General features: G+C 41.4%; 18 protein-coding genes. 16 read left to right on the forward strand and 2 right to left on the reverse strand.

What is annotated here, in order from left to right; genetic code table 11:
* The 12 genes from D8791_RS05895 to D8791_RS05950 all read left to right on the forward strand — a co-directional run.
* Window positions 1–841 (forward strand): glycosyltransferase family protein (locus tag D8791_RS05895; RefSeq protein ID WP_514133007.1); only part of this gene is annotated, 841 nt, incomplete at its 5' end.
* Window positions 842–911: 70 nt separating this feature from the next.
* A complete protein-coding gene (locus D8791_RS05900; protein WP_048764492.1) occupies window positions 912–1,088 on the forward strand; it encodes a hypothetical protein in 177 nt (58 codons plus the stop codon).
* 106 nt (window positions 1,089–1,194) lie between these two features.
* Window positions 1,195–2,232: a DNA polymerase III subunit delta gene (gene holA / locus D8791_RS05905; protein WP_125446639.1), complete on the forward strand. Its 1,038-nt coding sequence runs from the start codon at window positions 1,195–1,197 to the stop codon at window positions 2,230–2,232.
* Between the two features lie 91 nt (window positions 2,233–2,323).
* A complete protein-coding gene (gene sodA, locus D8791_RS05910) occupies window positions 2,324–2,929 on the forward strand; it encodes a superoxide dismutase SodA (protein WP_125446641.1) in 606 nt (201 codons plus the stop codon).
* 113 nt (window positions 2,930–3,042) lie between these two features.
* The gene (locus D8791_RS05915) at window positions 3,043–4,095 is read left to right on the forward strand and encodes a serine hydrolase (protein WP_125446643.1); all 1,053 of its coding nucleotides are present in this window, start codon (window positions 3,043–3,045) and stop codon (window positions 4,093–4,095) included.
* Between the two features lie 196 nt (window positions 4,096–4,291).
* Window positions 4,292–5,071 (forward strand): YhfC family intramembrane metalloprotease, encoded by a 780-nt coding sequence (locus tag D8791_RS05920; protein WP_125446645.1) that lies wholly within the window; start codon window positions 4,292–4,294, stop codon window positions 5,069–5,071.
* A 303-nt stretch (window positions 5,072–5,374) separates the two neighbouring features.
* A complete protein-coding gene (locus D8791_RS05925) occupies window positions 5,375–6,061 on the forward strand; it encodes a Crp/Fnr family transcriptional regulator (RefSeq protein ID WP_125446647.1) in 687 nt (228 codons plus the stop codon).
* Between the two features lie 305 nt (window positions 6,062–6,366).
* On the forward strand, window positions 6,367–7,596 hold the full coding sequence (gene arcA, locus D8791_RS05930) for an arginine deiminase (RefSeq protein ID WP_125446649.1): 1,230 nt from the start codon (window positions 6,367–6,369) through the stop codon (window positions 7,594–7,596).
* Window positions 7,597–7,653: 57 nt separating this feature from the next.
* On the forward strand, window positions 7,654–8,670 hold the full coding sequence (gene argF / locus D8791_RS05935) for an ornithine carbamoyltransferase (protein ID WP_005590765.1): 1,017 nt from the start codon (window positions 7,654–7,656) through the stop codon (window positions 8,668–8,670).
* Window positions 8,671–8,828: 158 nt separating this feature from the next.
* The gene (gene arcC, locus D8791_RS05940) at window positions 8,829–9,779 is read left to right on the forward strand and encodes a carbamate kinase (RefSeq protein ID WP_125446651.1); all 951 of its coding nucleotides are present in this window, start codon (window positions 8,829–8,831) and stop codon (window positions 9,777–9,779) included.
* Between the two features lie 212 nt (window positions 9,780–9,991).
* A complete protein-coding gene (locus D8791_RS05945; RefSeq protein WP_125446653.1) occupies window positions 9,992–11,506 on the forward strand; it encodes a YfcC family protein in 1,515 nt (504 codons plus the stop codon).
* Window positions 11,507–11,526: 20 nt separating this feature from the next.
* Window positions 11,527–12,861, forward strand: coding sequence for a dipeptidase (locus D8791_RS05950; RefSeq protein WP_125446655.1), 1,335 nt, complete (start codon window positions 11,527–11,529; stop codon window positions 12,859–12,861).
* Window positions 12,862–12,951: 90 nt separating this feature from the next.
* On the opposite strand, the gene D8791_RS05955 is transcribed toward D8791_RS05950, so the two are convergent.
* Window positions 12,952–13,422, reverse strand: coding sequence for an arginine repressor (locus D8791_RS05955; protein ID WP_005590761.1), 471 nt, complete (start codon window positions 13,420–13,422; stop codon window positions 12,952–12,954).
* A 14-nt stretch (window positions 13,423–13,436) separates the two neighbouring features.
* Complete coding sequence (gene queA, locus D8791_RS05960; protein WP_125446657.1) at window positions 13,437–14,465, reverse strand: tRNA preQ1(34) S-adenosylmethionine ribosyltransferase-isomerase QueA; 1,029 nt, start codon at window positions 14,463–14,465, stop codon at window positions 13,437–13,439.
* 317 nt (window positions 14,466–14,782) lie between these two features.
* Between queA and nagB the strand changes: the two genes are divergently transcribed.
* From nagB to D8791_RS05980, 4 genes are all read left to right on the forward strand, one after another.
* Window positions 14,783–15,490: a glucosamine-6-phosphate deaminase gene (nagB, locus tag D8791_RS05965; RefSeq protein WP_048764476.1), complete on the forward strand. Its 708-nt coding sequence runs from the start codon at window positions 14,783–14,785 to the stop codon at window positions 15,488–15,490.
* A 106-nt stretch (window positions 15,491–15,596) separates the two neighbouring features.
* Window positions 15,597–16,934 carry a D-alanyl-D-alanine carboxypeptidase gene (locus D8791_RS05970; RefSeq protein WP_125446659.1) on the forward strand — a complete coding sequence of 446 codons (1,338 nt, stop codon included), beginning with the start codon at window positions 15,597–15,599 and terminating at the stop codon, window positions 16,932–16,934.
* 232 nt (window positions 16,935–17,166) lie between these two features.
* Complete coding sequence (locus tag D8791_RS05975) at window positions 17,167–18,333, forward strand: MFS transporter (protein WP_185760568.1); 1,167 nt, start codon at window positions 17,167–17,169, stop codon at window positions 18,331–18,333.
* 157 nt (window positions 18,334–18,490) lie between these two features.
* On the forward strand, window positions 18,491–19,450 hold the full coding sequence (locus D8791_RS05980; protein WP_125446663.1) for a competence protein CoiA: 960 nt from the start codon (window positions 18,491–18,493) through the stop codon (window positions 19,448–19,450).
* The last annotated feature ends 12 nt before the right edge of the window (window positions 19,451–19,462 follow it).

Here is a 19,462-nt window from a genome sequence, read left to right on the forward strand (position 1 = left end):
CTTGACACTTGAAGGAAAGCGTCATATCTTTAAATCCAAACAAGAATTTGTCGTCTTTTATCTGCAATGTCGTGGATATGATACAGATCGTATTATTTATAATTCTCTAGCAACCCCCTTCTTGGTGGCCTACGCTCTTCGTCCTAAAAATGGTCGTGCAGAAGATGTTCTTTTCTGGCAAGAGCCTATCGGAGAAGTCTTACCTGGTAATATGAAAGTAGCTATGAAAATGCCTCATCGCAATATCCGCATCGCTGTTCAGGACAGGCATGTATATGAGAAAATTCAAAGCTTGGCAACACCGGAAGAAAAAGTCTATTTCCACAATATTGGTTATATTTATGAGTACCAGCGTCTTAATAATATGAATCCAGAAGCCTTGATTTTAACCAATAGTGATCAGCTTGAGCAAATAGAGCAGCTCTTGACTCAGCTGCCAAATGTACATTTCCATATCGGAGCCATCACAGAAATGTCTGGCCATTTAATGGGGCTCAATCGTTATCCGAATGTTTCGCTTTATCCAAATATTCGTCCGGCAAAGGTTGCAGAGCTTTTTGAGAGATGTGACTTGTATCTAGATATCAATATCAGCGATGAAATCCTCAATGCATGTCGCACAGCTTTTGAGAACAATATGTTGATTCTCAGCTTCAAAAATACTTGCCATAGCCGTCGATTTATTGCGGATGATCACATTTATGCGCCAGAAAATGTTTCAGGCATGGTGGATAAGATTCAAAGTGTCCTTGCCCACTCATCAGAGATGGAAGCAGCACTTGCTAGACAGAAACAGGCTGCTAATCAGGCTAGTTTGGAGCAATATAAGGCCATTCTTTAACCAGATACATGAGAACTTGCTTTCGATGAGGGCAAGTTCCTTTATGCAGATTTAGTAAGGGAGGAAAATCATGCCAGAGAAGAAAAAGGGAATTCTGCAGGAACATATCAACGAACAACTAGATAATCGTAGAAAACCGTTGAAAAGAGAGAAGCAAGAGTTTAGTATGATTGCAGTTTTAGGCGGTATTCTTTTTCTTATCACCCTCTTAGTCACAATCATCATGCAGTTGGGGCAATTCTTTTAGCACTTGATATTCTGGCTAGAATGATGAAAAACAGCAGACTTTCCTGCTGTTTTTTGTTACAATTTATACATGACTAAGAATCAAGAAAATAGAAGGGAGTGCCACTGTGTTAGCAATTGAAAAAATTAGGAACATCACTCCCGAAAATCTCCCACGCTTAACGATTTTGACGGGCGATGACTTGGGGCAATATGAGCTGTTAAAAGATGAGTTTCTGAAGCAGATTCACTACGATCCTGCAGATTTGAATGTGATGCTGTTTGATATGAAAGAAACGCCTTATCCAGATGTGGAACTGGATTTAGTCAGCCTGCCTTTTTTTGCGGATGAAAAGATTATTATTTTAGATCATTTTGCGGATCTAACGACAGCAAAAAAGCGCTATTTATCGGATGAAGAGCTCAAGTCCTTTGAGCAGTATTTGGAAAATCCTAGTAGTACGACCAAATTGGTCATTTTTGCGGAAGGTAAGCTGGACAGCAAACGCCGACTAGTCAAGATGCTCAAGCGCGACGGACAGATTTTTGAAGCGGCTGAGATTAAGGAAGCAGATTTACGCCAGTATTTTGCTAAACAGGCCCAGCTTGAAGGTCTGGAGTTTGCTCCGAAGGCTTTTGACCACTTGCTGATCAAATCAGGCTTTCATTTCAGCGAAATCAGTAAAAACTTGGCTTTTCTCAAGTCTTATAAGGAGTCGGGGCAAGTCAGTATAGAAGACATCGCTGAGGCGATTCCTAAAACCTTGCAAGACAACATTTTTGATTTGACCCAGCTGATTTTACAGAAACAAATTGATGCCGCACGGAGTTTGGTGCGCGATCTGACCCTGCAGGGTGAAGATGAAATCAAGTTGATTGCCATCATGTTAGGCCAGTTTCGGATGTTTACTCAGGTCAAGATTTTAGTGGACAATGGCCGCTCCGAAAGTCAAATCGTGGCGGATTTATCAGATTATCTAGGCCGCAAGATTAATCCCTTCCAAGTCAAGTTTGCACTCAAGGATGCGCGTGGGCTTAGCCTCAGCTTTCTGAAAAGAACCCTGACCTGTTTGATTGAAGCGGACTACCAGATCAAGTCTGGCCTTTATGACAAGGATTACCTTTTTGACCTTGCCTTGCTGAAAATCGCAACAGGAAACTTCTAAAAGCTTAGCAAAATTTATAAGCAAAATAGTTGAAAAATGTGCGTTTTTACGTTATGATTTGTATAATAATAAAGAAAATGAGGACAAGTAAATGGCAATTATTTTACCAGGTCTACCTTATGCATACGACGCTTTGGAACCTTACATTGATGAGGAAACAATGCACCTTCACCATGACAAGCACCATCAAACTTACGTGAATAATGTAAATGCAGCGCTTGAAAAACACCCTGAAATTGGTGAAGACTTAGAAAAACTGTTGGCAGATGTTGAGTCTATTCCGGCTGATATTCGCCAAGCAGTGATCAACAACGGTGGTGGCCACTTGAACCACGCTCTTTTCTGGGAATTGATGACGCCTGAAAAGACAGTTCCTTCAGCAGAACTTGCAGCAGCAATCGATGCGACATTTGGTTCATTCGAAAAATTCCAAGCAGCCTTCACTGCAGCAGCAACAACTCGTTTCGGTTCTGGTTGGGCATGGTTGGTTGTCAACAAAGAAGGGAAACTTGAAGTAATTTCAACAGCAAACCAAGATACACCAATCTCAGAAGGTAAGACACCGATCTTGGGCTTGGACGTTTGGGAACATGCTTACTATGTGAAATACCGCAACGTGCGTCCTGACTACATCAAGGCTTTCTTCTCAGTGATCAACTGGAATAAAGTGGATGAGCTCTACGCAGCAGCTAAATAATAGAATTATAAAACGGATCGCAATGATTCGTTTTTAAATGCCCTTAAATTGACCTTTCTACTTGTTATTTTAATGAGAATCTTTTATAATACTAAAATATTAGGAGAAATACTTTGATTAAAAATGACATAAAGAAACTGGCTTGCTGGTTCGGTGGTGTTTTCTTATTTATTTGTTATTTGGGTCTTTTGGTGGAACCACAGCAAGCTGATAAAAAGATAGCAGAGGCAGGTCAATCAATCGCTTCCTCACATTCTACAGAAGGAGAGGAAACGAAGTCTGAGGAGACTGCGCGTGCTAGCAAGACGATGGAAGAGAAGCAAGAGGTGATAGAGCAAGACCTTCCGACCATGGAAGCTTTAGGTTTATCTTACGATTATGCGAATATGACCTTGCCACAAGTTGTTCAGGCTTACATGGATGACATGGGAATTGAATCTTCGCAGCTTGCTTTTTCTTATAAAGACCTGACGAGTGGGCAAACTTATGCCATGAATGATACCCAGCCTATGACAGCAGGTTCTACTTATAAACTCCCCCTTAATATGTTGGTTGTTGATGAGGTAGCAGAAGGAAAATTATCGCTGGAAGAGCGGTTTGATATTACTAACACCAGCTATGAATACAAGGGAGAGCACGATAACTATGTAGCGGCCTTCAATGGCGCCATGTCTATTCCTGATATGCAGGAGTATTCCTTGGTCTACTCTGAAAATACACCCGCTTATGCGCTAGCAGAGCGACTAGGCGGTATGGATAAGGCCTACAGCATGTTTGGAAGGTATGGCCGGTCAAAAGCTAAAGTCAAGACGATCAGCAGAGAGAATAAAACAACAACGGACTACTATATTCAAATTCTGGAGTATCTGTGGAATAATCAAGAAAAATACAAGGATATTCTTTATTTTATCGGTGTTTCCTTCCCTAGTGAATATTACAAACGTTATTTATACGATTTGACAATTTACCAAAAGCCTGGGTATGTTAGAGAGGCTCTCAATGTTGATGCTATTGTCATGGAGGAGAAGCCCTATATTGTGGCACTTTATACCGCCTATCTAGGTGGCAGCACAGAAGCCAGTGAGGAGATCAGCGGAGTTGGTATTGATCAGGTCGGTCAGATTGCCTATATCATCAATGAATGGCACCGGGTCAACATGAATTAAAATCGGCCCAACAACTAGGTTCTGCAACGAACCTGCTGAATGAGGCTGTTTTATAGAAAATAGTTGTAGAATGTGAGTCGATCCTCGCATTTTGTTCTGAATGTGAGTTTTCTGACCAGCTTTTTTAGAGGATTGACATCTGGGAGGAAAAAGGTATAATTCTAGTAAAACTTTTAATAGTTGAGGAGACGATTTCATGCTTCAAACGCATATTTTGATTGCTATGGTGCTGATTTTAGCCGCTGTAGTCATTCCAGTAATTTATTTAAAAAAAACCAAGCAAATTTCCCTGCTTGTTTTCCTCTTAGGAGGTGTTGGATTTTATCTGTCTAGTCAGATTTTCGAAAATCTCCTACATCGATTGGTTCTACAGCCTCAGGCTGATGGAACGATTGCTCTAATGAAAAATGCTCCCTTGCTCTATGTTTTGTATGGCATTGCAACGGCGGCTATCTTTGAGGAGACAGCGCGCTATGTGATTTTTCGATATTTACAAAAGAAGCGTCCACTGACTATTGGTGATAGTCTGGCCTATGGTTTAGGACACGGCGGGATCGAAGCTCTTTTCATCGGTATTTCAGGTCTCTTGAGTCTGTTTGTCCTCGCTCAGCTAGTCAGCCAAGGGAACAGCCCCTTGCTAGCGAAATTACCCCAAGCGACGATTTATTATGTACAAAAACTACAGGCAGGTCAAATTTACTTACTGGCTTTCGAGCGTATTTTAGCACTTGCAATCCAAGTATTCTTGACTTTCTGGGTTTGGACGGCTGTAAAAGATAAGAAGCTAGGCTATTTTCTTGCAGCTCTGGGCTTTCATGCTTTGATTGATTTGGCTCCTGCTCTGGTTCAAGTTGGTTGGCTGACTCAGCCGATTCTGGTTGAAGTGATTATTTTGGTAGAATTTCTTGCTCTGGTATTTTTGACTAAGAAGTTTCTATCGATATCAATTTTTAATACCAAGAGTAAAAATGCTTAATGAGGCTCAAGTAAAGTAGGTAAGAGCCTAAACGAGATTGGATAGTAAGGAGAGGTTAGGACAAAAAATTCCTAGCCTCTCTTTTTGTTAGAAAAGGATTCTTAATGTACTTAGCAGGAGTATTTAAAAAGTTCTGAGAGAATAATGTTTAAAATGAATTGTAGAAACAAGCGAGTAAAGCTAAATTGCTACCGATTTACTTTCATAGTATTCCTTTTTTTGCCAAAATAAACTGGTCTAATAATTTTTGTTTTTGGAAGCGGATTTATGCTATAATACTAATAGCAAGTAAGAAGGGTTATTATGATCAATAAGGAACATTATCAGATTATTAGACGGCATCCAGCATTTGCACATTTTCCTGTGGAAATTTTTGATAAGATTGCTATTGAGATTCAATTCCGCAAGATCCCCAAGGGACAGATTATCTTCTTTTCGGGGGATCGCAGGGATCGTCTTTTCCTCCTGCATCGAGGCTATGTTCGTATCGAACAGTATGATTCAACTGATACTTTTTCTTATATGGATTATATTAAAATGAATAGTGTGTTTCCATATGGAGGTATGTTTTTCGATGAGCGTTATCATTATACGGCTAGCGCGGTCACCAATGTCGAATATTTCAGCATTCCTATGGACTTGTTTGAAGACTATTCAAAAAAGAATGTCGATCAGCTGTTGTTTATCACCAAGCGTTTATCACAGATTTTAGAATTTCAGGAATTGCGCTTACGGAATGTCGTCTCAGCCAGTGCGACGGATCGCGTGACCCAGTCTTTATCTATTTTATGCATGGATCTGTGCAAAGAGCAGGATACACTTCCGTTTCCATTGAGTATGAAAGAGTTGGCCAAGCTAGGAGCCACCACACGTGAAACAGTCAATCAGGTTCTAAAAAAACTAAGAGAAGAAGAAGTGATTGACTACGAGCATAAAAAGTTGACATTTAAGAATAAGGAATACTTTATGAGGTATTTTGAAGGAAGCTGATCAATCATTGGATTGGTTTTTTTCAAACATTTTTACACATTTAAAACTTTTTTCTGATCATATTCTAATATTAATTGAACATATATTTTTTACAAAAAAAATATATATTCCTAAAAATAATAGAACAATCAAAATATGCAAAGAAAACGCTTTAAAGTAAATAAATATGATAATGTTTTATAAAAAACGCAAAGAATTTGGCATTCGCGATGTAAGATTTTAGGTGTAAGCCTTTCTAATCCATGATAGAATAATAGCATAAAAGGGATTGGGAAACCAAACCTCAACGAAAAGGAGGACAATAGATGTCTACACATCCAATTCATGTTTTCTCAGAAATTGGAAAACTGAAAAAAGTTATGTTGCACCGTCCGGGCAAAGAGCTGGAAAACTTGCTACCGGACTACCTAGAACGTCTTCTTTTTGATGACATTCCTTTCTTGGAAGATGCTCAAAAAGAACACGATGCATTCGCTCAAGCTCTTCGTGATGAAGGAATTGAAGTTCTTTATCTCGAAAAATTGGCTGCTGAATCCTTGATTTCTCCAGAAATTCGTGAACAGTTCATCGAAGAATATTTGGAAGAAGCAAATATTCGTGGACGCGAAACGAAGAAAGCTATTCGTGAATTGCTGCATGGTATCAAGGACAACCAAGAATTGGTTGAAAAAACAATGGCAGGGGTTCAAAAAGCTGAATTGCCAGAAATCCTTGACGAAGCGAAAGGTCTGACTGACTTGGTAGAATCAGATTATCCATTTGCGATTGATCCAATGCCAAACCTTTACTTCACACGCGACCCATTTGCTACCATTGGTAATGCCGTATCGCTCAACCACATGTTTGCAGATACTCGTAACCGTGAAACACTTTACGGTAAATACATCTTCAAATATCACCCAGAATACGCTGGAAAAGTGGAATTGGTTTACAACCGTGAAGAAGATACTCGTATCGAAGGTGGAGATGAGTTAGTTCTTTCTAAAGATGTATTGGCAGTTGGTATTTCTCAACGTACAGACGCAGCATCTATCGAAAAACTTTTGGTGAACATCTTCAAGAAGAATGTTGGCTTCAAGAAAGTATTGGCCTTTGAATTTGCTAACAACCGTAAATTCATGCACTTGGATACTGTCTTCACTATGGTTGACTATGACAAGTTCACCATTCACCCAGAAATCGAAGGCGACCTTCGCGTTTACTCCGTTACTTATGAAAACGAAAAACTGAAGATCGTTGAAGAAAAAGGTGACTTGGCTGAACTTCTGGCTCAAAACCTTGGCGTAGAAAAAGTTCATTTGATTCGTTGCGGTGGCGGCAATATCGTAGCAGCTGGACGTGAACAATGGAATGACGGTTCTAACACCTTGACAATCGCTCCTGGTGTGGTAGTGGTTTATGACCGCAATACCGTAACCAACAAGATTTTGGAAGAATACGGGCTTCGCTTGATCAAGATTCGCGGAAGTGAATTGGTTCGGGGCCGTGGTGGACCTCGTTGTATGTCTATGCCATTTGAACGTGAAGAAGTTTAATTCGTGTTCGACAATTTATCAATAGAAATTTAATAACTAGAAAGAGGAAATAACAGAATGACACATTCAGTATTCCAAGGACGTAGCTTCCTTGCAGAAAAAGACTTTACTCGTGCAGAATTAGAATACCTAATCGGACTTTCAGCTCACTTGAAAGACTTGAAGAAACGCAATATTCAACACCATTATCTTGCTGGTAAGAATATCGCTCTCTTGTTTGAAAAAACATCTACTCGTACGCGTGCAGCCTTTACTACAGCAGCTATCGACCTTGGTGCACATCCAGAATACCTTGGCGCTAATGATATTCAGCTTGGTAAGAAAGAATCTACAGAAGATACTGCTAAAGTATTGGGACGTATGTTTGACGGGATTGAATTCCGCGGCTTCAGCCAACGCATGGTAGAAGAATTGGCAGAATTCTCAGGTGTTCCAGTATGGAATGGTTTGACTGACGAATGGCACCCAACTCAAATGCTTGCTGACTACTTGACAGTTCAAGAAAACTTTGGCCGTCTGGAAGGTTTGACATTGGTATACTGTGGTGATGGACGTAACAACGTTGCCAATAGCTTGCTGGTAACAGGAGCTATCCTTGGCGTTAACGTTCACATCTTCTCACCAAAAGAACTCTTCCCAGAAAAAGAAATTGTTGAATTGGCAGAAGGCTTTGCTAAAGAAAGCGGCGCACACATCCTCATCACTGAAGATGCAGACGAAGCTGTTAAAGGTGCAGATGTACTTTACACAGACGTTTGGGTATCTATGGGTGAAGAAGATAAATTCGCAGAACGCGTTGCACTTTTGAAACCTTACCAAGTTAACATGGAATTGGTGAAGAAAGCTGATAATGAAGACTTGATCTTCTTGCACTGCTTGCCAGCATTCCATGATACAAATACTGTTTACGGTAAAGATGTCGCTGAAAAATTTGGCGTAGAAGAAATGGAAGTAACAGACGAAGTCTTCCGCAGCAAGTACGCTCGCCACTTTGACCAAGCAGAAAACCGTATGCACACAATCAAAGCTGTTATGGCCGCTACACTCGGCAACCTTTACATTCCAAAAGTATAATTTATAAACCGTAATACCAACAGCTATGAGGGCTGCGACTAATAGCTTTAGTCCAGTCCTCTTTTATATGATGGAAATCTGTTATTTCTTATAAAAATTTGAAAAAATATTAAACTGAAATCTAAAGGCATTCAATTGAATGTGATAAAGGAGAATTTATGGCAAATCGTAAAATTGTAGTAGCTTTGGGAGGAAATGCGATTCTTTCTTCTGATCCATCAGCAAAAGCTCAACAGGAAGCTTTGGTGGAAACAGCTAAGCACCTTGTAAAACTGATTAAAAATGGGGATGATTTGATCATCACTCACGGTAATGGTCCTCAAGTTGGAAATCTCTTGCTCCAACACTTGGCTGCTGATTCTGAAAAGAACCCTGCTTTCCCACTTGATTCACTTGTTGCTATGACAGAAGGTAGCATCGGTTTCTGGCTACAAAATGCCTTGCAAAATGCTCTCTTGGATGAAGGCATCGAAAAAGATGTTGCTTCAGTTGTGACACAAGTTGTTGTCGATAAAAATGACCCAGCTTTTGTCAACTTGAGTAAACCAATCGGTCCTTTCTATTCAGAAGAAGAAGAAGCAAAAGTAGAAGCTGAAAAGAGTGGAGCGACTTTCAAAGAAGATGCTGGTCGTGGCTGGCGCAAGGTCGTTGCTTCACCAAAACCTGTTGATATCAAGGAAATCGAAACAATTCGTACCCTCTTGAATGCTGGTCAAGTGGTCGTTGCTGCTGGTGGTGGCGGAATTCCAGTCATCAAGGAAGACAACGGTCATTTGGCTGGTGTTGAAGCTGTTATTGATAAGGATTTTGCTTCTCAACGCTTGGCGGAATTAGTCGAAGCTGACCTCTTCATCGTCTTGACTGGTGTAGATTACGTCTTTGTCAACTACAACAAACCAGACCAAGCAAAATTGGAACATGTGAATGTTGCTCAGCTGGAAGAATATATCAAACAAGACCAATTTGCCCCAGGCAGCATGCTTCCAAAAGTAGAAGCAGCTATCGCTTTTGTTAACGGCCGTCCAGAAGGAAAAGCAGTTATTACTTCCCTTGAAAATCTTGGCGCTTTGATCGAATCTGAAAGCGGAACAATTATTGAAAAAGAATAAGCTATTTTACTAGTAAAATATATAGTATTTCTAACGTCTTTATATCAAGTTAGGAATATTTTTTGAAAATAGGTGCGATATTTTCAAAAAATACTAGTTTTTTAGACCTTAATGTGGTAAAATAAATATAAATAGAAAGCGTTTTTCTTAAATATTTATTTAAGAAAGTGGTTGGTTTTTTGCACTTTGTTAGACATTAGGAGGAAAAACAAATGAGTGAAAAAGCTAAAAAAGGGTTTAAGATGCCTTCATCTTACACCGTCTTGTTGATAATCATTGCTATTATGGCAGTGTTGACTTGGATCATCCCTGCAGGTGCCTTTGTGGATGGTGTTTATAAAGCCCAACCTCAAAATCCGCAAGGGATTTGGGATGTTCTCATGGCACCGATTCGGGCTATGCTAGGTACTCATCCAGAGGAAGGCTCGCTGATTAAGGAAACAAGTGCAGCGATCGATGTAGCCTTCTTCATCCTCATGGTTGGTGGTTTCCTTGGTGTTGTCAATGAAACTGGTATGCTAGACACTGGTATTGCTTCTATTGTGAAGAAGTACAAGGGCCGCGAAAAAATGTTGATTTTGGTTCTCATGCCTTTGTTCGCCCTCGGTGGTACAACTTATGGTATGGGTGAAGAAACTATGGCCTTCTATCCTCTCCTTGTGCCAGTTATGATGGCTGTTGGATTTGATAGCTTGACTGGGGTTGCCATTATCTTGCTCGGTTCACAGATTGGATGTTTGGCATCTACTTTGAACCCATTTGCGACAGGTATTGCTTCATCAACTGCAGGTGTAGGTCTTGGTGAAGGGATTATCCTTCGTTTGATCTTCTGGTTTGCTTTAACTGGTCTTAGCACTTGGTTCGTTTACAAGTATGCTGATAAGATCCAAAAAGATCCAACCAAGTCTCTCACTTATGCAACACGTGATGAAGACATGAAATTCTTCAATGTTGGTGAAGATGAAGAAAAGGTTAATTCAACTCTTACTAAGAAACAAAAACATGTCTTTGTTCTCTTTGTACTGACCTTTGTCTTGATGGTATTGAGCTTCATTCCATGGACAGACTTGAAGATAACTGTTTTTGATAACTTCAACACTTGGTTGACTGGTCTTCCAGTTATCGGTAAGATTATTGGTTCATCTACAGCTGCTTTGGGTACTTGGTACTTCCCAGAAGGCGCAATGCTCTTCGCCTTTATGGGTATCCTTATTGGTGTTGTTTATGGTCTTAAAGAAGACAAGATTATCTCTGCCTTCATGAATGGTGCTGCTGACTTGCTTAGTGTAGCCTTGATCGTGGCGATTGCCCGTGGTATCCAAGTTATCATGAACGATGGTATGATTACAGATACTATCCTCAACTGGGGTAAAGAAGGCCTGAGCGGTCTGTCTTCACAAGTCTTTATCGTTTTGACTTATATCTTCTACCTGCCTATGTCATTCTTGATCCCATCTTCATCTGGTCTTGCCAGCGCGACTATGGGTATCATGGCTCCGCTCGGAGAATTTGTCAATGTACGTCCTAGCTTGATCATCACTGCTTACCAATCTGCTTCAGGTGTCTTGAACTTGATCGCACCAACATCTGGTATTGTGATGGGAGCTCTTGCGCTTGGACGTATCAACATTGGTACTTGGTGGAAATTCATGGGCAAACTCGTTGTCGCTATCATTGTAGTGACCATCGCCCTTCTTCTCCTTGGAACTTTCCTTCCATTCCTATAAAGAGTGAGTGAGGTGATTCCATGAAAATAGATATAACAAATCAAGTTAAAGATGAATTTCTTACATCATTAAAGACTTTGATTTCCTATCCTTCTGTACTTAACGAGGGAGAAAATGGAACACCTTTTGGACAAGCAATCCAAAATGTCCTAGAAAAAACTTTAGAGATTTGTCGAGGTTTAGGTTTCACTACCTATCTTGACCCTAAAGGTTATTACGGATATGCAGAAATCGGTCAGGGAGCAGAGCTCCTGGCCGTTCTCTGTCATTTGGATGTTGTTCCATCAGGTGATGAGGTGGATTGGCAGACACCGCCATTTGAGGCAACTATCAAAGATGGCTGGATCTTTGGACGTGGTGTCCAAGATGATAAGGGACCATCAATGGCTGCTCTTTACGCGGTCAAGGCTCTGCTAGATAGCGGAGTAAAATTTAAAAAGCGGGTTCGGTTTATCTTTGGTACGGACGAAGAGACACTTTGGCGCTGTATGGGGCGGTACAATGAACTCGAAGAAACAGCGACGCTCGGCTTTGCGCCAGATTCTTCCTTCCCTCTGACCTATGCTGAGAAAGGCCTCCTACAGGTCAAGTTACACGGTCCTGGCTCTGATCAGCTGGATTTAGAAGCAGGAGAGGCCTTTAATGTTGTGCCTGGCAAGGCCAGCTATCAAGGAGAACTTTTGGAGCCGGTCGTGGCAGGTTTGCAGGCAGCTGCTTTTGAATACGAGCAAAATGACCAACAAGTCACTGTTCTCGGTCTACCTAAGCATGCCAAGGATGCAGCTGAAGGTATCAATGCTATTGTTCGGCTAGCGACAGTTTTACAGCCTTTAGAAGCTCATCCTGCTCTGGCTTTTATTGCAGAAGTAGTGGGAGAAGATGCGACTGGCGGCCGTTTATTTGGCGATATTTTAGATGAACCGTCTGGCAGACTATCCTTTAACATTGCAGGTCTGACACTGAACTCAGAAAAGTCTGAAATCCGTATTGATATTCGGATTCCTGTCTTGGCGGATAAAGATCAGCTAGTGGCAAAACTAGCAGAGATTGCTGGGCGCTACCAGCTGGACTATGAAGAGTTTGACTATCTGGCTCCGCTTTATGTACCTAAAGATAGTGAACTAGTCAGCACGCTGATGACTATCTATCAAGAAAAGACTGGCGATACTAGTCCAGCTATGTCCTCTGGTGGGGCAACCTTTGCTCGGACTATGCCAAATTGTGTGGCCTTTGGCGCTCTTTTCCCAGGAGTAGAGCAGACGGAACACCAGGCCAATGAACGAGCGTCTTTGGAAGATCTCTATCGTGCGATGGATATCTATGCTGAGACTATTTTCCGCTTGGCAGGAGAGTAAAATTGCTAGGATAGATATCAGTGTTGCGGATTTTTCCAAGTAATAACTGTGGATCAAAACAAAAAAGAGTTGGATTTTCCAACTCTTTTGTTATTTACTAAAGAAAAATGGAGGTGCAAATTCTTTGAGTTTATCAAAGCATTCGATAGCAGCTTGATTATCTTCGCAGATGATTAGGCAGACGTCGTCTCCACAGACGGTAGCAACAATCTGGGGCAACTCCAGAGCGTCTAAAATGGCACCAAAAGATTGGGCCAGTCCGGGCAAGGTTTTCATGACGACTTGATGCTGAACGGGGCGGAGCATGACCAGGGCGTCTTCCATGTAGAACCGCAGCCTTTTCTCCCAGCGAGAAGGGGCGATGCTGTTAATGACATAGTAGGATTTGTCATTTTCGGTCACCTTGACTAGATTGAGAGTTTTCATGTCACGAGAGAGAGTAGACTGGGTGACAATGACGCCGTTTGCTTCCAGAAGTTCTTGGAGTTCCTGCTGGGTATGGACCCTTTTTTCCATGATGAGGGAGCGGATGAGGCGGTGCCTACTTTCGATTTTATTCATAGATTCACCTGTATTTATTTGATAAACATAGCGTCGCCAAAGCTAAAGAAGCGATAGCGCTCAGCAATAGCGTGCTCATAGGCTTGCAGTGTCAGTTGGCGTCCAGCAAAAGCTGATACCAGCATGACAAGGGTTGATTTTGGTAAGTGGAAGTTGGTTGAAAAAGCATCGACAATCTTCCACTGATAGCCCGGTTTGATAAAGATATTGGTCCAGCCGGAGTCTGCTTGGATTTGACCCTCAAATTTGCTGCCGATTGTTTCCAGTGTCCGGATAGAAGTGGTGCCGACAGCAATGATGCGGTGGCCGCTTGCCTTGACTTGGCGCAGGGTCTCGGCTGCTTCTTCAGACAAGCTATAAAATTCGGAATGCATCTCATGCTCTTCCAGATTGTCAACTGATACGGGACGGAAGGTTCCGAGCCCGACATGCAGCGTCAGGTAGACGAGTTTAACGCCTTTTGCCGCAATTTTATCCAGCAATTCCTCTGTGAAATGGAGGCCAGCGGTTGGAGCAGCGGCGGAGCCGTTTTCTTTAGCATAGACTGTCTGGTAGCGTTCACGGTCTTCTAGCTTCTCGTGGATATAGGGCGGTAGGGGCATTTCACCCAAACTTTCTAGGACTTCTAAGAAAATGCCCTGATAATCAAAGCGAACGATCCGTCCGCCATGTTCTAGCTCTTCTGTAACGGTGGCAGTCAAACGGCCATCACCGAAAGAAACACGCGTTCCGACTCTGAGTCGTTTGGCTGGTTTAGCTAGGACTTCCCAGAAGTCTCCTTGGGTATTTTTCAAGAGTAGGAGTTCTACATGACCGCCAGTTTCAGGTTTGGTTCCATAAAGGCGGGCTGGTAGGACACGGGTATTATTCATAACCAAAGCATCACCTGGCTCAAGTTGGTCAATAATATTGTCAAAATGTTGGTCACTAAACTGGCCAGTTTCCCGATCTACAATAAGTAGGCGAGAAGAGTCTCGCTTCTCCAGAGGGGTTTGAGCAATCAGTTCTTCCGGCAAGTGAAAATCAAAATCAGCAGTATTCATTCTATCTCCTTAAATAGTTCTCATGATCCAAATATAGTAGGCGGCAAGTAAAAAGGGAATACTGATAAAGAAAATTCCCAGGCATAAAAAAATTAGTTGCCAACCTAGATGTTTTTTTAAGAAAAGCCCAGCGGTAAAAAGGGCAATTCCTAGTAAAAAAATTATAATCATTGGTAATAGCATGCTTTTATTATACCATGATTTGACGCTAAGTCTCTCAGTAAAATTTGAAAAAATTAAGTAGAATCTACTTGACAAAAATTGGTCTATACCATATAATAAAATAAGGAATCAATCAAGAAAAATAGGAGAACAGAATGAAAGTTATTCGTGTTGAGAATCAAGTAGAAGGCGCAAAAGTAGCTTTAGAAATCTTGAAAGAAAAGTTGGCTCAGGGGGCCAAAACATTGGGGTTAGCAACAGGAAGTAGCCCGATTGAGTTTTACAAGCAAATTATTGCCAGTGACCTAGATTTGTCAGAGCTGACCAGTGTAAACTTGGATGAGTATGTGGGACTTTCAGAAGATAATCCCCAATCTTACCGTTACTTTATGAATGAGCAGCTATTTAATAAAAAGCCTTTCAAAGAAAGCTTTTTGCCAAACGGTGCAGCAGAAGATGTGGAAGCAGAAGTGAAACGCTACAATCAAGTCTTGGCTGATCATCCAGTAGATTTGCAAATTTTGGGAATTGGGACCAATGGTCATATTGGCTTTAATGAGCCTGGAACTAGTTTTGATAGCACTGTCCATATTGTCGATTTGGAGCAGTCAACTATCCAAGCGAACGCTCGCTTCTTTGAAAAGATAGAGGACGTACCGACTCAAGCCATCTCAATGGGAATTCGGAATATCTTAGATGCAAAATCAATCATCCTCTTTGCCTATGGCGCTTCTAAAGCTCAAGCCATCGCAGGAACAGTCCGAGGAGAGGTGACAGAAACGGTGCCAGCTAGCGCCCTTCAAGGCCATGAAGATGTCGTGATTATTGCAGACAAAGAAGCTCTAAGTTTATTAGAAGCTTAACAATCTATTTCCTATCTAATTTTTAGGTAGGATTTTTTATATTTATCAAAAACTTGATTAAAAATATGATATACTAGTTAGGAATGAATTTTTTTGGAGGATAAATGTGAAGAAGAAGTTTTTGGTGTTTGGATTGATTTTGTCTGCCTTTCTATCACCGCTTTCTGCTGCGGCAGATGAATTGGTAGATATGGCACGAAAAATGTATCCCAATGAAAATGTACAAGCAATCAATCGCCCTAAGTCATCTTTGATGATTGACGGAAATACGGGCGATATACTGTGGCAGGATAACATTGATGAGGTTCGCGATCCAGCCAGCATGAGTAAGATCATGACCTTGTACTTGGTTTTTGAAGCCATTAAAGAGGGAAAACTCAGTTTAGATACGGTGATTAAGGCGACACCGCAAGATCAGGCTGTTGCGGGAATTTATGAAATTTCCAATAATAAAATCGTGGCTGGAGTCAATTATACTGTTTCTGAGCTGATTACCATGACAGTTGTACCCTCTTCTAACGCAACAACAGTGATGCTGGCAAATTACCTATCAGATAACGATCCCGATGCTTTCTTGGACAAGATGAACGCTAAAGCGCAGGAACTAGGCATGACCAACACCAAATGGTTTAATGCCAGTGGTGCTGCGGCGGTTTCCTTCAAAGGCTACTATACTCCTCAGAGATATAATAACTATGCTAGCAACCAAACGACTGCGCGTGATTTAGGGATTTTAGTTTATAATTTTGTAAAGAACTATCCAGATATTTTAAACTATACCAATCAGGCTAAAGTAACTGTTAAGGCTGGCACGCCTTATGAAGAAACATTTGAGACTTATAATTACTCACTGCCGGGTGCTCGCTACGCTCTGGAGGGAGTAGATGGTCTGAAGACGGGTTCAAGTCCGAACGGTGCCTTCAACTACATTGCAACTGTCAAGCGCGGGAATCAGCGCGTGATTGGCGTCATCATGGGTGTTGGTGACTGGTCTGACCAAGATGGTGAATATTACCGCCACCCATTTGGAAATGCCTTGATCGAAAAATCTTATGCTGACTACGAGTACAAGAAACTGTTCTCTAAAGGGAAGCAGGAGATTAATGGGAAAACTTACAATCTGCCAGAAGATTTTTATGCGACAATCAAAAAAGACGCGAAGGCAAAGCCTGTAGTTGAGAATGGTGTCTTGAAGGCTGGAAATGATCTATATACGCTCTCTCCAAAGATCTCTGATGAGATGAAAGTGGAGGAAGTAGATGCTTCTGTCACCCAGTCTGCCAAAGAAGAAGTCACTAAGAAAGAAAATAATAAAACTTGGTATAGTGACTTGCTAAGCAACCGCTGGTTAATTGCCTTGCCAATTGTCATTATTATCCTGATTTTCTATATCGAGAATCGGAAATCGAGAAAAGCTAAAGCAAGAGCTAGAAAAAATAAATAAATAATTGCATTTAACTTGCAAGCTGAGATAGAGGCTGGGACAAAAGTCCTAGCCTCTCAATTGTCTTTGGATTGTCGAGCAAGACGCAGTGGTTGAGTGGGCTCTACTACGCTGATTTTATCAGCTTTTACAGCCCTACTCAACTGTGCGGAGGTGGGACGACGAAATCGAATTCTAACGAATTACCGATTTCTGTCCCACTCTCTATTCTATTTTTGGAGAGGTTTTGATGATGGGAAAAAAGTTTTCTAATAGCTATTTGGCTTATTTTTTGATGTATAATTTTTATTTTCTGTCCAATTCATTGTTTTCGACCTTGATATCTGTTTATATGCTGGATAAGGGGTACACGGCTGGTCAAGTATCTATCGTCGTATCAGCTTCTTTCTTTTCTTCCATGCTGGCTCAGCCAATCATGGGGCTGTTAACTGATACGCTTGGCATCAAGAGGGTTTCGCTTATCAGTTTTTTCCTGATTATCCTAGGAGACATCTTTTTTATGGAGGCCGATAATCTATGGCTCTTAGCCATCTGGTATAGTTTTGTCTTGATGCTCATCAATGGGGTGGGCACTGTGATGGATGTACTAGCAACCCAAAGTCCTTATAAATATGGGAAAATCCGAATTTGGGGAACAATCGGTTATGCCGTCGGTTCACAGCTGGCGGGTTTGATTTATAAGAATATTTCTCCCCAGGCGATCTATCTGGTCTTTATTGGAACTATGTTGCTGAGTATTATAGGGGTTCTTGGTATGAATCCTAAGCGGGATAGGTTGACTAAAAAGACTGAAAAAAGAGGCCATTCGCTCTTTTCAGCCATTCTTAAAAACAGAACCTATCTTTTTTATCTTTTCCTTGTTGCCCTTTACTCTGGTGTGGGCAATACAGGGCATACCTATATTCCTTCCATGCTAGAATCCAGTGGCTTGAGTGTTGATTGGGCAACGACTGTTGTCGCAGTTTCTGTACTCTGTGAGGCACCCTTGATCTTTTATTCTTATCTTTTCATGGATAAGATAGCTGTCAAAAAGTTGCTCTATATCTGCTTAGGTATGATGCTTCTTCAGTATGTAGTTTATGCTTTAAACTTTGGCTTAGGCTCGAAAATCGTAGTCACTCTGCTTTCCAAGCATGCTTCTGGCATGGTACTGACTATGCTTAGTCTGCGCATCGTAGCAAATTTGGTAGATGAAAAATATTTGGTGACCGCTTTTGCATTACTACAGACAGGGAGAAATCTAGGAACAATTTTCATCCAGAATATGTCAGGGTCTATCTTAGATGGTTTTGGCTATGGTAGTATGAATCTCATGCTGGCATCGATTATAGGTCTAGTGCTCTTGCTTGCTCTCTTTTTGAAAGTTCCTGAAAAAAAGAATCAGAATTTATTTGGATAAGAAAAAACGAGTCTGGAAATTTTTCAGCTCGTTTTTGTTTGGGGAGATTGGCAAGAAAGCAAGTAGCCTTTTCTTTCTTCTATTTCATAAATTCTCTCTTTGGCTTTTTAATTACGAATAAAGATATAAAAGACATTGTTTTGAAAGGGAAATACTCATGTTGCTTGCGAAAAATGAAGAGGGGATTTTGCTGAATGCCATGGAAAACCAGCCGTCCCTAGGCGAACAAACCTTTTGTCCGGCCTGTTCTGGGGCGGTCCGCTTCAAAAAAGGAAGGGTCATGCGACCACATTTTGCGCATATTTCTCTGGGAAAATGTTCGTTTTATGCGGAAAATGAAAGTGCGGAGCATTTGAACCTGAAAGCTGAACTTTATAGCTGGGGGAAGCAAAGCCAAGAGGTTCAGGTGGAGGCCTTTTTGCCTGAGATAAAGCAGATTGCTGACCTTTTGTTGGACGGTCGTATAGCTCTGGAGGTCCAATGCAGTCCACTCAGTCAGGAAAGACTTGAGGAACGGACGCTGTCCTATCGTCAGCAGGGCTATCAAGTTCTTTGGCTCTTGGGCAAGAAATTATGGCTAAGACAGTCGTTGACGAGACTGCAAAAGGACTTTCTTTATTTTAGTCAAAATATGGGCTTTCATCTTTGGGAATTGGATGAGAAAAAGCAGGAGCTTCGGCTTAAATATCTCATTCACGAAGACTTGCATGGGCGAGCTCAGTACAAGGTCAAATCCTTTCCTTTTGGTCAAGGCTGTCTTTTATCTGTCCTACGCAGTCCCTTTCAGAAACAGGGGCTAGAGAGCTATCTGGCTAAGCAAGATCCGGAGATTTGTCGCTATGTTCGTCAGCAACTTTATTACCAGCAGCCTCGTTGGATGAAGCTCCAAGCCCAGCTCTATCAAAAAGGAGACAATCTTCTGACCAAGTCAGCCGAGGATTTTTATCCGCAGGTTAGGCCTGTTCAAGCCAGCTCCTTTTGCCAAATAACAAAAGATTTAACTCCCTATTACCAGCACTTTCATCGCTATTATCAGGCTGAAAAAAATAAGCAGCTTCAAATTATCTATCCACCAGTATTTTATGCGAGGATTTCCCCCACTTTTATGATAAAATAGAAAAGATGGAGG

The sequence above is a fragment of the Streptococcus cristatus genome (assembly GCF_003943515.1).
Taxonomy (GTDB): domain Bacteria; phylum Bacillota; class Bacilli; order Lactobacillales; family Streptococcaceae; genus Streptococcus; species Streptococcus cristatus_D.

What these genes read in the sequence shown, in the direction of transcription:
- D8791_RS05900 (WP_048764492.1), top strand. Translation starts at nt 912, where the DNA reads ATGCCAGAGAAGAAAAAGGGAATTCTGCAGGAACATATCAACGAACAA.
- sodA (WP_125446641.1), top strand. Translation starts at nt 2,324, where the DNA reads ATGGCAATTATTTTACCAGGTCTACCTTATGCATACGACGCTTTGGAA.
- D8791_RS05920 (WP_125446645.1), top strand. Translation starts at nt 4,292, where the DNA reads ATGCTTCAAACGCATATTTTGATTGCTATGGTGCTGATTTTAGCCGCT.
- D8791_RS05925 (WP_125446647.1), top strand. Translation starts at nt 5,375, where the DNA reads ATGATCAATAAGGAACATTATCAGATTATTAGACGGCATCCAGCATTT.
- arcA (WP_125446649.1), top strand. Translation starts at nt 6,367, where the DNA reads ATGTCTACACATCCAATTCATGTTTTCTCAGAAATTGGAAAACTGAAA.
- argF (WP_005590765.1), top strand. Translation starts at nt 7,654, where the DNA reads ATGACACATTCAGTATTCCAAGGACGTAGCTTCCTTGCAGAAAAAGAC.
- arcC (WP_125446651.1), top strand. Translation starts at nt 8,829, where the DNA reads ATGGCAAATCGTAAAATTGTAGTAGCTTTGGGAGGAAATGCGATTCTT.
- D8791_RS05945 (WP_125446653.1), top strand. Translation starts at nt 9,992, where the DNA reads ATGAGTGAAAAAGCTAAAAAAGGGTTTAAGATGCCTTCATCTTACACC.
- D8791_RS05950 (WP_125446655.1), top strand. Translation starts at nt 11,527, where the DNA reads ATGAAAATAGATATAACAAATCAAGTTAAAGATGAATTTCTTACATCA.
- D8791_RS05955 (WP_005590761.1), bottom strand. Translation starts at nt 13,422, where the DNA reads ATGAATAAAATCGAAAGTAGGCACCGCCTCATCCGCTCCCTCATCATG.
- queA (WP_125446657.1), bottom strand. Translation starts at nt 14,465, where the DNA reads ATGAATACTGCTGATTTTGATTTTCACTTGCCGGAAGAACTGATTGCT.
- nagB (WP_048764476.1), top strand. Translation starts at nt 14,783, where the DNA reads ATGAAAGTTATTCGTGTTGAGAATCAAGTAGAAGGCGCAAAAGTAGCT.
- D8791_RS05975 (WP_185760568.1), top strand. Translation starts at nt 17,167, where the DNA reads ATGGGAAAAAAGTTTTCTAATAGCTATTTGGCTTATTTTTTGATGTAT.
- D8791_RS05980 (WP_125446663.1), top strand. Translation starts at nt 18,491, where the DNA reads ATGTTGCTTGCGAAAAATGAAGAGGGGATTTTGCTGAATGCCATGGAA.